The organism is Chryseobacterium oranimense, from assembly GCF_900129755.1.
In the GTDB taxonomy this organism is placed as follows: domain Bacteria; phylum Bacteroidota; class Bacteroidia; order Flavobacteriales; family Weeksellaceae; genus Chryseobacterium; species Chryseobacterium oranimense.
The window spans coordinates 409036-422228 of the sequence record NZ_FQWT01000004.1 but is presented as its reverse complement, the minus strand read 5'-3'; the positions used below and the strand labels follow the sequence as shown (position 1 = coordinate 422228).

Annotated in this window: 13 protein-coding genes; 1 reads left to right on the top strand and 12 read right to left on the bottom strand. The window is 40.1% G+C overall.

The window, feature by feature from the left end; genetic code table 11:
• The 3 genes from BUB03_RS14885 to BUB03_RS14875 form a co-directional block, all read right to left on the bottom strand.
• Window positions 1-194 (bottom strand): protein O-mannosyl-transferase family (locus tag BUB03_RS14885; RefSeq protein WP_139258870.1); only part of this gene is annotated, 194 nt, incomplete at its 3' end.
• A gap of 345 nt (window positions 195-539) precedes the next feature.
• Window positions 540-1328, bottom strand: coding sequence for an SDR family oxidoreductase (locus BUB03_RS14880; RefSeq protein ID WP_073064575.1), 789 nt, complete (start codon window positions 1326-1328; stop codon window positions 540-542).
• A 77-nt stretch (window positions 1329-1405) separates the two neighbouring features.
• A complete protein-coding gene (locus BUB03_RS14875; RefSeq protein WP_073064572.1) occupies window positions 1406-2572 on the bottom strand; it encodes a cytochrome-c peroxidase in 1167 nt (388 codons plus the stop codon).
• 184 nt (window positions 2573-2756) lie between these two features.
• Between BUB03_RS14875 and BUB03_RS14870 the strand changes: the two genes are divergently transcribed.
• Window positions 2757-3050, top strand: a complete 294-nt coding sequence (locus BUB03_RS14870; RefSeq protein WP_139258868.1) for a hypothetical protein — start codon at window positions 2757-2759, stop codon at window positions 3048-3050.
• Between the two features lie 67 nt (window positions 3051-3117).
• On the opposite strand, the gene BUB03_RS14865 is transcribed toward BUB03_RS14870, so the two are convergent.
• From BUB03_RS14865 to BUB03_RS14825, 9 genes are all read right to left on the bottom strand, one after another.
• A complete protein-coding gene (locus tag BUB03_RS14865; RefSeq protein ID WP_073064570.1) occupies window positions 3118-3483 on the bottom strand; it encodes a response regulator in 366 nt (121 codons plus the stop codon).
• A gap of 36 nt (window positions 3484-3519) precedes the next feature.
• Window positions 3520-4092: a chemotaxis protein CheB gene (locus BUB03_RS14860; RefSeq protein ID WP_073064567.1), complete on the bottom strand. Its 573-nt coding sequence runs from the start codon at window positions 4090-4092 to the stop codon at window positions 3520-3522.
• An 11-nt stretch (window positions 4093-4103) separates the two neighbouring features.
• A complete protein-coding gene (locus tag BUB03_RS14855) occupies window positions 4104-4934 on the bottom strand; it encodes a CheR family methyltransferase (protein WP_073064564.1) in 831 nt (276 codons plus the stop codon).
• Entirely contained in the window at window positions 4934-5299 is a 366-nt protein-coding gene (locus BUB03_RS14850; protein ID WP_073064553.1) for a response regulator, read from the bottom strand. The genes BUB03_RS14855 and BUB03_RS14850 overlap by 1 nt, the downstream gene beginning before the upstream one ends.
• Entirely contained in the window at window positions 5300-8902 is a 3603-nt protein-coding gene (locus BUB03_RS14845) for a response regulator (RefSeq protein ID WP_073064550.1), read from the bottom strand.
• A 5-nt stretch (window positions 8903-8907) separates the two neighbouring features.
• On the bottom strand, window positions 8908-10383 hold the full coding sequence (locus BUB03_RS14840) for a hybrid sensor histidine kinase/response regulator (protein ID WP_073064547.1): 1476 nt from the start codon (window positions 10381-10383) through the stop codon (window positions 8908-8910).
• Between the two features lie 228 nt (window positions 10384-10611).
• Window positions 10612-10956, bottom strand: coding sequence for a hypothetical protein (locus BUB03_RS14835; RefSeq protein ID WP_139258866.1), 345 nt, complete (start codon window positions 10954-10956; stop codon window positions 10612-10614).
• A gap of 77 nt (window positions 10957-11033) precedes the next feature.
• The gene (locus tag BUB03_RS14830; protein WP_040996308.1) at window positions 11034-11798 is read right to left on the bottom strand and encodes a LytR/AlgR family response regulator transcription factor; all 765 of its coding nucleotides are present in this window, start codon (window positions 11796-11798) and stop codon (window positions 11034-11036) included.
• A 75-nt stretch (window positions 11799-11873) separates the two neighbouring features.
• Complete coding sequence (locus tag BUB03_RS14825; protein WP_073064541.1) at window positions 11874-13193, bottom strand: RagB/SusD family nutrient uptake outer membrane protein; 1320 nt, start codon at window positions 13191-13193, stop codon at window positions 11874-11876.

Sequence of the window (13193 nt, the reverse complement as noted above, 5' to 3'; positions counted from 1 at the left end):
ACAGCACCCACAATCTGGAATAAAGCCGCTCCGGGAGCATGCGTTACTTCAAGTTTTACCGCAGAAGAAATATACTCGCCACAGTCCCAGAAACTCAGATAATGCTCCATGGTGGAGCCGTATGTAATGAGTGCAATGGTAAAAATCACCCATCCTAAAACGGTGTTCCACTTTTTAAAAGACCAGTTTTTCATATACTATGTAATTTCAATACATAGTAAGACAACCCAGATCGGGGAATTATTACATAGGTATACAAAAATCATTTTCAGTTTAAATTTCCTGTTCCCAATCAATTATGATTCGGTTTCCTGTTATTCCTGTATCCCTGATGTTTTTATTGAAAAATTCTGTATTTTTTTAAACGCAAAGCTTTTTTAGAGAGTGCTAAATTGTAAGAAGGCAAAGGTATCGACTGCATCGCTGATGAAGCTGAATGGATAAAAGGACGCTTAACCAAATCAACAAAGCTAATCTGCTACTGTTCTTGTTTTATACCACAACTAATTTCTTAATTTCTTAATTTCTTAATTTCTTAATTAATACGTATTATTCAATCCTCCGTCCAAAGGAATACTCGCTCCGGTAAGATAAGCTGAATAATCTGATGCTAAAAAGGCTGCCAGATGACCATACTCTTCAGTTCTTCCCAATCTTTTCATAGGAATTTTATTTTCTCTTGCCTTTTTTATTTCGTCCTGAGACTTTCCGGTCTGCTGGGATTCATGGCGGATAAGATTCTGAATACGTTCAGTATCAAAATATCCTGTGAGAATATTGTTAACGGTAACCTGATGCTGTGCCACTTCAATGGACAGGGTCTTCGCCCAGGCTATTACCGCTGACCGGATAGAATTTGAAAGTGATAAATTATGAATCGGTTCCTTTACAGAAAGTGAAGAAACATTGATGATGCGTCCGTGTTTCTGCTTTATCATATGAGGCAGAGCCAGCAATGTGGTTTCGCACACGGTTTTAAAAAGTAAATCAAATGCTTTTTGGTAATCATCCACCTTTTTATCCAGTGCCGGGCCCGGTTCCGGACCATTGGTATTGTTGATCAGAATATCTATAGAATGACTGCTGAAATATTCAGAAATAATTGTTCTGTAGGCTTCAAAATTGGAAAAATCGGCTACCAGATACCGATGCTTCTGATGAGGACCGACGATAGGCAATGAAGATACTATATTTTTCAGTTTGGCTTCGTTGCGTGCCATTACGGTTACATTAGCCCCACATTTGGCGAGTTCTAAAGCTATTCCCGCTCCTATTCCCTGGGTAGCTGCTCCTACCAAAGCATTCTTTGAAAAAAGTTCAATATTCATAAGTCATGTGTATTGCTGATTGATGAATATAAATGTAGCAAAAAAGCTTTACATTCCGGTTAAATGTTCTTTTATGATTATTGGGGCAGTGCAGGCGGTATTACTGTTTCCGGTTTTGAAGAAAGAGTATGCAGAAATGCTTCCAGCTGTGCAATTTCTTCATCAGTAAGTTCCAGCAGCCTTACAAAACCAGATTTTTCAGAAGTCAGTGTTATTCCCTCGTGAATTGTTGTCCGTTTTTGGGAATGCTCAGGATTTCCTCTGCTGTAAAACCGGATTACTTCCGTAAGGGTTTTCATAGATCCGTTATGCATCCAAGGGCCTGTTCTTGTTACTTCACGCAATCCCGGTACACGGAATTTCCCGGCATCTGCCGGATTTTTGGTCACCAGATACCGGCCCGGATCTTCTTCTTTTGATCCCAAAAGAGAGGTTCCTACATTTTCAAACTGGTTATTGGAAAAATAACCGGAACTGTGGCAGTTCATGCATTGCGCTTTGGTACGGAAAAGATGAAGCCCCATCAGCTCATCATCAGAAAAAACTGCGGCATTCCCGTCGATAAACTGATCAAATCTGGAAGTTCCGCTTCTGACTGTTCTTTCAAAAGCAGCTATAGCTTTGGCAATGCGGTCCTTTGAAACGGTTTTATCTCCAAAAGCTCTTTCAAATAGAAGTTCATATCCTTTGATCTTCGCAATTTTCCCGGCTGCAAGATCAATATGCCCGTTCATTTCCCTCTCGTCCCGGATCGGCATTTCCGATTGCTCTTCAAGGGATGCAGCGCGGCCATCCCAGAACAAGGTGCGTGCATAGGCTACATTCAGGATGCTCATCGCGTTTCTGGTGCCCAGCTGCCTGTTGTGCCCGAAAGAAAAAGTCCGGTTATCGCACCAGCCGAGTTCAGGATCATGGCAGGAAGCACATGCAATCTGATCGGATTTGGAAAGCCGGGGATCGTAGAAAAGGGTCTTTCCCAGTAATGCTTTGTCTTCTGAATAAGGATTATCTTTTGGAAACTGAATGTCCGGCAGATGACCTATGTCAGAGAAATAAGGTCGGGCTTCGGGGTCCAGAACCGGTTTTGGCCATTTGGAAGAATCCCCGGAAGAATATAATTCCCTCAATCTGGCAAGAAATGAGATTCTCTCTTTCGTTTCTTTCCGGACACTGTTACTGAAGCAGTTGTTCAAAAGAGAAACGGTAAGAAATACAATTAATATCCAGCTCAGGACATTTTTCATGGGTAGCAGCTTTTGGGCAAAAATAAAGAAATCTGCCAAATAGTTTTTAAAATTGATTGGGAAGATTGGGCTTTGGAGTCAGAATTGTCTTTCTTTTCCTCTGAATATCAGTTAAAAAAATCTAAAAAGCAGTTTCTGGCATAAATATTATTGTATATTAAGTAAATACACCAAGATGGAAAATATGTTACAAAATATAAACCTGATACACCGGTATTTATCTCTCAGCATAGCCAATGAATTTGATCTAAATATTGACCTGGAAGATGAATATACCTTTACACAGAATATTGTATCGAAAAAAACGATTATAGCGGCTACGTTTACAAATAAAATACTGGTTTTTCCTGAATTGAAATTATTTTTATCCGCACTGATTTCCGAAATCAATAACGGGAAGTGTACCGTTGATTTTATCCGTGAAAGGATCAGGTATTTTGAAGGAATAAAGCAGCAGTCCTTCCGAAGAATTGTTTAAGCATAAAAAATCCCTACAGTTGATGTAAGGATTTATAATTCATATGGCCGCCAATTATCCGGCCTGTTTATTTCTGTAAATATTTAGCAACCTTTTCCTCCAGATCATCCAGATTAAACGGCTTTGCCACGTAGTCATCCGCCTGCGCTTCTTCTGCCAGCCTGACAATATCATTATTGGCCGTTACATAAATAACGGGAATCGAACGGAATTCTTCATGGCTTTTCAAAAGCTGAGTCGCCTGCACACCTCCTATTTTTGGAATCCAGTTATCCATAAGAATAACATCGGGCTGAAATTTGGAAACTTTTTCCAAAATATCATGAGATGTTTCTGAAATTTCGACCTGATACCCATTCTCTTCAAAAATGATGGTAATAACCTCTAAAATTGTTGTATCATCATCAAAAATCAAAATCTTCTTTGTACTCATATTCTTTCTATTTAAATCTTAATGTTTTATACTTTTTTATAGCTGATTGATATAGTCGGCCAGATTATCCGGCTTAATAATTAAGTCATAGTCTACTTCCTGCAGGGCATGTCTGGGCATATAATCCACTTCCGCAGTCTCGGGTTCCTGGATCCAGACTTTTCCTTTATTTTTCTTGATAAATCCCAAACCTTCCACTCCATCGGCATTGGCCCCTGAAAGGAGAACTCCCACCACATTTTCACCATAGATTTCTGCGGCGGATTTAAAGGTGACATCAATGGAAGGACGCGAATAGTTCATTTTCTTTGAAAAATCCAGCGACATCATATTTTTGTTTTCGAACAACAGGTGATAATCTGCGGGAACCACATATACTTTATTGTTCTCAATTTCTGTTTTATCATCAATTTCAACCACCTCGATGGAAATAAACTGCTGCAGCAATGTCTGCAAAATATTGGTGGAATAAGCCTTACGGTGCAGGATAAGAACAATAGGAAAAGCCAGATCGGTCTTTAGTTTTTTAAGCATTTCAAGAATAACCTGAAGGCTTCCCGCAGATCCTCCTATCACAATTAATTCTGTCTTTGTATTGGCTGTTTCCATGATCAAACGTATTACATATGTTCTGCTTTCTTCCAGATTCTCTGGTCGTCTACCTGATGATAATTCCTGTCCAGCCTGGAAAACCTGAGGGTTTCTTTTGCGCCGAGTGCGAGGTAACCTAAATTTTCAAGGCTGTTATCAAAAAGTTTAAAGACCCGTTCCTGTAATCCTCTGTCAAAATAGATCAGCACATTTCTGCAGATAATCAGCTGAAAACTGTTAAAAGAACTGTCCGAAACCAGATTATGGGTAGACAGGATGAGTTTTTCCTGCAGGCTCTTATCAAATCTTACACTGTCATAATTGGCCGTATAATAATCGGAGAAGTCCTTTTTACCCCCTGATAAAATATAGTTTTCAGAGTAAGTTTTCATCTGATGCAATGGAAAAACTCCTGAGCGTGCAGTTTCCAGAACAGACGGATTCAGGTCTGTGCCATATATCAGTGATTTGTGGTACAGATTGGTTTCTTTAAGCAATATGGCCATTGAGTATGCTTCTTCTCCGGTAGAGCAGCCTGCCACCCAGATCCTTATAAGCGGATAGGTTCCCAGCTGCGGCAAAATTTTCTCCCTGAGCGCTTTGAAAAAATGCGGATCGCGGAACATTTCCGTGACATTCACCGTTATTTCTTCCACGAAACGTTTCAGGTAGTCCGGATCGTTGAGGATGGTATACCGGAGTTCTGCAAAGCTGGTAAACCTGTCGATCAGGCAGATGCGGTTTACCCGGCGCTTAAAAGAGGCCCGGCTGTATTCTGAGAAATCATAGCCGTACATCTCATAAACATCTTTTATCAGGTATTCTACTTCTTCATCTTTTACAATACTCGGCTCCAGCATTATGAAAGTTTTTCTATGGCGGTGATCAGCTGGTCTACGTCAATCGGTTTAGACACATAATCCTGTGCTCCCGCATCGAGACATTTCTGGCGGTCTTCCGGCATGGCCTGCGCCGTGACAGAGATCACAGGAATCTGGCTGATAGACGGAGTATTTCTTATCGTTTTTATGGCTTCATACCCATCCATTTCAGGCATCATCATATCCATAAGAACCACGTCTATTTCATTTTCTTTTAACATCTGAATGGCTACCTGAGCGCTGGTACAGCTTTCTATCTGATATCCGCGGGATTTCAGGGTCAGCTTAAGTGCAAATATGTTCCGTGGATCATCGTCCACAATTAAAATTTTCTTATTCATCATTTAACTTTCATATAACCATACACGCAGTAAAGACAATAACTGATCAATATCCACAGGCTTCGAAATATAGTCTGAAGCACCTGCCTCGATACATTTTTCACGGTCCCCGATCATCGATTTTGCTGTAATGGCAATGATGGGAAGCTTTTTGAAAGCAGGCATTTTCCTGATTTCCCTGATGGTTTCATAGCCATCCATTTCAGGCATCATCATATCCATTAAAATAACATCTATATCTTTGTGCTCCCCTATTTGCTGCAGGGCATGTTTCCCATCCATGGCAACCACAACCTCCACTTTGTATTTTTCAAGGGCTTTGGTCAGAGAAAAGATATTCCGTACGTCATCATCGGTGATCAGTATTTTCTTACCGCTCAGTACTTCAGTCAGAGATCCTAAAACTTTATTCCTTGCCGTTTCAACGGAGTTGTTTTTTTCTTCCACCAAATGTAAGAATAATCCTACTTCATCTAAAATCCTTTCGTAAGAATGGGCTGTTTTTACGACGATGGAATCTGCATACTGCTTGATCTTTAGTTCTTCTGATTTGGATAAACTGTGCTCTGTAAAAATAATGATAGGCAGATTTTCTAATCCTTCATAGCTTTTAATGGATTCAATAACCTGGTATTCATTCCCTTTTGAGGCTTCCAGGATAACACAATCCACATTGGAGGTGAGGGCTTTAACGCTGTCTTCAACATTATTTTCCACTGATAATGAAATATTGAAATTACTCAGGTAGTAAGCAAGTGCACTGGCATGTTTAGCATTGTGTTCTACAATTAAGACCTTTTGAGGAGATCTCTGAAGTGCTTCTTCAATTTTTCTGAAAACATCAGTCATTTTATCCAGGGCCATCGGCTTGTTGATGAAGTCAATAGCTCCTTTCATCAGGCTTTCTCTTTCAAGCTGCAGTACGGACATCATATGTACCGGAATCGGTCTGGTGGCGGGATTGGATTTTAGCTCGTCCATTACCTGCCAGCCATCTTTCACAGGGAGCTGAACATCCAGCAAAATAGCCTGCGGATGGTACTGAACTGCCGCGGATAATGCATGATCTCCTCTTACAACCACTACTCCTTTGTACTGGTTCATACGGGCATATTTGAGGAGTGCTTTTGCAAAATGGATATCATCTTCAACAATTAAAATCACTTTATCCTCTACGGTAATGCCGTCACGGTCATCTTCTATAGCTTCGGGAATGGGTAATATTTCAGCGGGTATAGCTGGTTCGGCCTCAGTATTATCCAGAATGTTCTGAATTTCTTCTACATCTTCCCGGATGATCTCCACAAGATGCTGGTCAGTTTCAGGCTGTACAGTTTCAGAAACGGCATTTACAGGAATGATCAGGCTGAATTCGCTTCCTTCATTCACTTTACTTTTCAGGGTTAATTCTCCACCAAGCAGTCTTGCAATTTCACGGCTTATGGACAATCCCAGCCCGGTTCCTCCGAATTTGCGGCGTGTGGAGCCGTCCGCCTGCTGGAATGCTTCAAAAATAATGGCCTGTTTTTCCTCCGGAATGCCTATTCCTGTATCTTTAACGCTGAAAATGATGAAATTTTTCTTTTTAGGGTCTTTTGTGATGTTCAGATGAATGCTTCCTTCTGCTGTAAATTTTAAAGCATTGGACAAAAGATTACGCAGTACCTGATCTATTCTAAGCCTGTCGGTTTCAATTGTTTTTTCAACATCGCTGTCTATCTGAACTTCAAATTTTATCTTCTTTTCCTGGATTACCGGGTTAAAGAGACTTTTCAGATCTGTCACCACATCATGAATCAGGACATCCTGATATTCAAGGGACATTTTACCTGATTCTATTTTGGCAAGGTCCAGGATCTCATCAATAAGGGTAAGGAGGCTGCTTCCTGAGCTTTGAATGACTTTTGCAGATTCTATCTGGTCTTCATTAAGGTTTTCATCCGGATTTTCAACCATCAGCCTTGAAAGAAGAAGAATGGAATTCAGCGGCGTTCTCAGCTCGTGGGACATGTTGGCTAGGAATTCAGATTTGTATTTTGTGCTGAGTGCCAGCTCTTCCACTTTTTTCTGGATCTCGCTGTTTCTTTCTGCAATAAGGTGATTTTTTTCTTCCAGCATTCTTGAACGTTCCTCCAGTTCGGCATTAGCCTGCATCAGCTCTTCCTGCTGTACTTTCAGTTCTTCTTCGGATGCCTGCAGTTTTTGGGTCTGGGCTTCCAGTTCTGTGTTCAGATTTTCCAGTTCGGAATGCTGTACCTGAAGCTCTTCTGACTGGGCCTGTGTTTCTTCCAGAAGCTGCTGTTCTTTTTCACGGCCTTTGGCTGCATTTAAAGCAATTCCTATGTTCCTGCTGCATTCGTCGAAATAACTGATCCTGTCTTCATCGAAACCGGAAGCGGATCCTAATTCAATAATACCGATACAGTGCCCGTCTGCATGAACCGGAAGCAGAAGTATGGCGTTCATTTTTATTTTACTGCTTGCAAAACTTACGGCAAAATCTTCTTCATTCAGGTTGTTATAAGCCTGTGTCTTTTCGTTGGTAAAAGCCTGGCCTACCATTCCTTCTCCCGGTTCGAATGTCTTTTTCATTGTACTTTCCAGGCCGAAGGCGGCATTCAGCTTAAGGATTCCATCATCAAAGAGGTACAAGGCCCCATTGATGCATTTCGAATAACTTATCAGCTGGTTTAAAGATTTGTCGGACACTTCCTTCACAGATTTGTTTCCTACCAGAGATTCATTGAGCAATGCAAGCCCTTTCTGGCGCCAGTCGCTTTTATTAATTTTATCGAAGGATTTTTTCAGTGAATCGGTCATATGATTCAGAGAATCTACCAGGTCTCCGAGGTCATCCTGCGAATGATCTACTGCTTTCTGGCTGTAATCTCCATTGGCCACCCTGTTTGCGATCTGACGGATAGCACTTACGCGTCTTTTTATTTCAAGATCTTTTGCTCTTAATTCGTTTTCCAGTTTTTCTCTTCGGAGAAGATCTGCCCTCAGTTTTACATAAAAGAATATGGTAACCACTACCGCTGCTATTGCCGAAACAATAATAAATAAAACGGTTGTACTGGATGAACGGTTGAGTTCTTTGTTTTTAATTTCAAGCTGCCTTTCTTCATACTGTACAAAGTCGCGGACGATCTGGCGGCATTTGTCCATGTAGCTTTTGCTTTGTAAGATCTGCTGCTGGGTCATTACAATGCCGTTTTTCCTGTCCTGAACAAAGTGCTTTAAATTATCAACGTTATTTTTAACATTTTCTTCCAAAGCATGTAAACGTTCCTGCTGGTTTTTATCTGAGATATCCAGCGCCTTTGCACGTTCTATGGCTTTACCATATTCATTCAGACTGCGGTTATAAGGTTCTAAAAAGCTTTCTCTTCCTGTAAGCTGGTAGCCCCTGTTTCCTGTTTCGGCATCCAGTAAGGCCACGAGAACATCTTTTACTGCTGTAATGGATCTGCGGCTTTTGGAGAGGCTTTCCCGATGGTCCATCTGCTTTTGTATGCTCAGATAGGAAGCTACTGAACTTGCAATCAGGATCAATAAAGATAACCCGACTCCAAACTGAAGATTTCTGATTATTTTTTTCGGCATGAGAATTAGTTTAAAGGTAAGGTGAAATAGAAGGTTGATCCTTCTTCTACTTTACTGGACACTCCAATGGTTCCGTGGTGCTGCTTGATGATCTCTGAACAGATAAACAGCCCGATTCCCATTCCCTGGAACTGCAGGGAAGATTCTTCTACCCTGTAAAATTTACGGAAAACAGCATCCTGTTTAAAATCCGGGATTCCGATTCCGAAATCTGTAACACTCACTTTTACTTCTTCTTTTTCTTCGTCTACAAAAGTGGTAACGATGATCTGGTTATTTTGGGGAGAGTATTTGATGGCATTGGTAAGGAAATTAATCAGAACCTGCTCTATACGTATTTCATCGAAAGGAATCAGGATTTCCGGTTTTATGCCGTGTCTTTTTATCTTGACTTTATTTTCGTCATGGGTCTGAATAATGGTTTCAACGGCGTTGCTGATCACGTTTTCCAGACTGGTTGGTTTTCTGTTGATTTTAAGTTTTCCGTTTTCTATTTTGGAAACATCAAGCAGGTCGGTAATCAGGGTATTCAGTTTTTCAATCTGGTCCTGAACTTTGTCCATGAAGCCGGCTTCGGCGCTCTGTTTGTCCAGTTTTAATTTACGGTCCAGCAGCTGAACGTAGGCTTTAATACTTGTTAAAGGTGTTTTCAGCTCATGGCTGGCAATGCTCAGGAATTCATCTTTTTCTTTTTCAATCTTTTTCTGATCATCAATATCTGTAAATGTACCTATCCAGTTTTTAATGACGTTTCCATCATTTACAGGGGTTACCCGCAAAAGATGATACCTGTAGTCGCCTGAATCTACTTTTTTTATCCGTACTTCAAGTTCGAGGGCTTTATTCCTTTTTCTGCTGCGTTCGAATTCTTCCCTGATATCATGGTCATCAGGATGCACTTCTGGAAAATCTACTTCACTATTTGAATACTGATACCATTTATGGTTGACAAATTCTATATTTCCGTCTTCGTTAAGGGTAAAAGCTATCTGCGGCAATGACTCAAGCATCAGCTGCAGATGGTCAATGCGGGACTTCATGGTCACCTGGGATTCTCTTCTTCCTTTGACTTCCAGTTCCAGGCTCTGCTGGGTCTTTTTCATGGCAAGATTCTGCTCCTGAAGACTGTAAAAGGTTTTAACTTTAAGCAATAAAATTTCAGGATCTACGGGTTTGGTGACATAGTCTTTCCCACCTGAGGCATATCCGCGGGTTATGAATTTTTTTTCGGTATTTACTGCGGATAAAAATATAATGGGAACTTCTTTGGTCTTGCTGTAGTCGGCCAGTGTTTCCGCTACTTCGAATCCGTCCATCCCCGGCATCTGCACGTCCAGAATAATCAGTGCATAGTTATTTTTTATTGCTTTTCCTAATGCCTCTTCTCCTGAATTGGCTGTATCTACTTGAAAATCTTTGGATTCCAGCAGTTTCTTTAGAGAGTAAAGATTGCTTTGGTTGTCATCAACAATTAAAATCATAGGATGAATCAGTACTTGTGGGTTGATTTTTATTTAAGTCCCGCCAAAAATACTTACAAAATTCCGAAAAACATTTATTTTTTTAATCATTTTACGTCTACATACCACACGTATATACTTATAAATCAATTTTTAAAAAAAATAATACTAAAATTTTATTATATTCAAAAAAAGCTTTAATCTACTACTTAAATGATACAGTATCAGTGGAGTTATTTTGAAAATGGCTTAAGATTGCAGAAACAATAACCACTCCTGTAATAAATCCCTGATGTCTGCCAATGGAAAAACATTAGGCTGCCCGTCGATAACAAGATGGGGATATTCAATTTTCAGATCAATGTGCTCCAATACCATTGAGTCATAAGGAGTATAATCCGGATTTTCAGCGTCGTTCAGATAATGGTTTATTTCTTTGATAATCAGCTCTGTACCAGACGTATTTAAATAATTCAAAAACTGAAGCAGATTATTCCCATCCACAATTCCGTCTTTCCGGATACAATTGTAACCGATATCACCGCCTGCTGTTACTTTCAAAAATTCAAGGCCGTATTGATCTTTTTTACTCATGACTGGTTTTATATAATTCCGGAATTTCTTTTTTATTTTCTGAACATCTACAAAGCTTCCTTCAGATATTAAAGCAGTTAATTTTTGAGCCAGTTTAAGCATTCTGTAATCTGTCTTTTGCTGATAAAAACATCTGAATTGATCTCGGGAGCCGGGGAAAGTTTCAGTTCCACTTTCTGGCTGGAATGCTTGGTGATTTCAACGATCGCAGCTTTATTGATGATAAATTTGCGGTTGATCTTAAAAAACAGCTCAGGATTCAGTTTATGGATAATATCTTTAATGGTATCATCATAAATATAGGTTTTTCCATCGTTGGTGGTCAGAAAAAGGTATTTCCCTGAAGCAAAGAAATAAGCGGTCTGATGTTCATCTATGGATTTCAGTTTGTTTCCTTCACGCACCATGAAATGTTTCATTTTCCCTGAATTTTCCGGCTGGCGCAAGGTGGAAAGAGATTGGAGGACGGGTCCGGGATCAAAATTGGACCGTATGGAAATGAATTTCTGTAATGCTTTATGCAAATCTTCTTCCTCAAAAGGCTTCAGAAGGTAATCGATGGTGAAATGCCTGAAAACCCTCATAGCATATTCATCAAACGCGGTAATGAAAATGACCGGAGTAAAAAGTTCCACATGCTCAAAAATCTCCAGACTCATGCCGTCGCCGAGGTGAATATCCATAAAGATAAGGTCTGCAGAATGGTTTTCGAAGAAGTCGATGGCCTGTTTTTTTGAACGGAGAATCACGGTTTCTGTAACAGGAACAATGTTCTGCTTATCCAAAAGATCTTTAAGATAATTAACAGCCAGCAGTTCGTCTTCTATAATGGCGATTTTCATAACCTTACAAAAGTACGAAAAAACCGCTTAAACTGTTACGTTCAAGCGGTTTCAGGGGATGTTAATATAAATGTTCTATAAGTTCGGATTATTCTTCTTGGCACTCATCGGATATTCTATGGTATATCTCGGATCATTTTGCTGAAGAATGTATTCTACTCCGTTGACGACATGAGTGATTTTTTTCTGTTCTGCTCTTCTCAGATCGAACCATCTGTGGCCTTCCAGCGCAAATTCCCTGAATCTTTCATCCAGAAGATAAGCCATAAACTGTGAAGCATTCATTGGGCTGATCTCGTTCTGAACCGCAGTATATCCCGCAGGAGTGTACCGGTTGGCTAAAACTTTCAGCAATGCTTCTTTAGCTTCATCAAGCCTGTTGAGCTTTAATAATGCTTCAGATTTTATAAAGTATAATTCGGCTGTTCTGAAAGAGACTCTGAAATTGTTACTTCCTCCTTTAATGACTTTATACCTGTTGCTGTTTTTTTCAAAATAAATTCCAAATCTTTTGTCTGTGGCGGAATTATATTTTGAAATCAGTTCCGGAGAGGCAAAAATTACATTCTGCACATTGGTATTCAATGGATTGTCTAATGCCAGGATCGATTCCACGGATGTATAATGATTAGGCGCAGTATTGCTGGTATTTAAATTACTTAATTCTGCTTTTACACTTAATACTGCCTGTGCGTACTGCAATGCTTTATTCCAGTCTCCCTGATAAAGAGCAAGTCTTGCATTGAAAGCCATGAGTGCATTTTTGGAAAATTTATAGTTAGCACCGGCAGCCTGCTGCTGTTCCACCATAAGCCCCTCTGCTTTTTCCATATCTTCATGAATCTGATTATAGACTTCCTGTACCGTAGAGGGCTTTAATAATGCTTCCATGTCAGCTTTCAAACTGATGGGAACTCCCCTGTCCGCTGAGGCTGTAGCGGCGTTATAAGGTTTTGCATATAAATTGATCAGATCAAAATAGGAATACGCACGCAATGCATAAGCTTCTGCCAAAATCTGATTTTTTTCAGGAGAATCATTCATGGTTTTGCTTCCTTCGTTGATCGCCTGGTTCAGGTAGAAGATGACCGTATAAAAATCTGCCCACTGGAATTCTTTTGTTTCAGCATCATAATTACTGTCCTTCCACATGGCCAACTCCCGATAGTACGGAAAATCGCTATTATTTTCATCGATCACCATCTCATCTGTGCGAAGTGCAGAAAGTGATTTGTGAATAGGATATTTTGAATAGGCGGATGTCAGTATTTTTCTGTAATCTTCAACGGTAACCGGAATCACTTTTCCTTCAGGCTGTATATCCAGAAAACGGTCACAACCTATACTTGTAAAACTGATGGCTGCCAAAGCAATGAATGTAGTTATTTTTCTCAT

What these genes read in the sequence shown, in the direction of transcription:
- BUB03_RS14880 (WP_073064575.1), bottom strand. Translation starts at nt 1,328, where the DNA reads ATGAATATTGAACTTTTTTCAAAGAATGCTTTGGTAGGAGCAGCTACC.
- BUB03_RS14875 (WP_073064572.1), bottom strand. Translation starts at nt 2,572, where the DNA reads ATGAAAAATGTCCTGAGCTGGATATTAATTGTATTTCTTACCGTTTCT.
- BUB03_RS14870 (WP_139258868.1), top strand. Translation starts at nt 2,757, where the DNA reads ATGTTACAAAATATAAACCTGATACACCGGTATTTATCTCTCAGCATA.
- BUB03_RS14865 (WP_073064570.1), bottom strand. Translation starts at nt 3,483, where the DNA reads ATGAGTACAAAGAAGATTTTGATTTTTGATGATGATACAACAATTTTA.
- BUB03_RS14860 (WP_073064567.1), bottom strand. Translation starts at nt 4,092, where the DNA reads ATGGAAACAGCCAATACAAAGACAGAATTAATTGTGATAGGAGGATCT.
- BUB03_RS14855 (WP_073064564.1), bottom strand. Translation starts at nt 4,934, where the DNA reads ATGCTGGAGCCGAGTATTGTAAAAGATGAAGAAGTAGAATACCTGATA.
- BUB03_RS14850 (WP_073064553.1), bottom strand. Translation starts at nt 5,299, where the DNA reads ATGATGAATAAGAAAATTTTAATTGTGGACGATGATCCACGGAACATA.
- BUB03_RS14845 (WP_073064550.1), bottom strand. Translation starts at nt 8,902, where the DNA reads ATGCCGAAAAAAATAATCAGAAATCTTCAGTTTGGAGTCGGGTTATCT.
- BUB03_RS14840 (WP_073064547.1), bottom strand. Translation starts at nt 10,383, where the DNA reads ATGATTTTAATTGTTGATGACAACCAAAGCAATCTTTACTCTCTAAAG.
- BUB03_RS14835 (WP_139258866.1), bottom strand. Translation starts at nt 10,956, where the DNA reads ATGAGTAAAAAAGATCAATACGGCCTTGAATTTTTGAAAGTAACAGCA.
- BUB03_RS14830 (WP_040996308.1), bottom strand. Translation starts at nt 11,798, where the DNA reads ATGAAAATCGCCATTATAGAAGACGAACTGCTGGCTGTTAATTATCTT.
- BUB03_RS14825 (WP_073064541.1), bottom strand. Translation starts at nt 13,193, where the DNA reads ATGAGAAAAATAACTACATTCATTGCTTTGGCAGCCATCAGTTTTACA.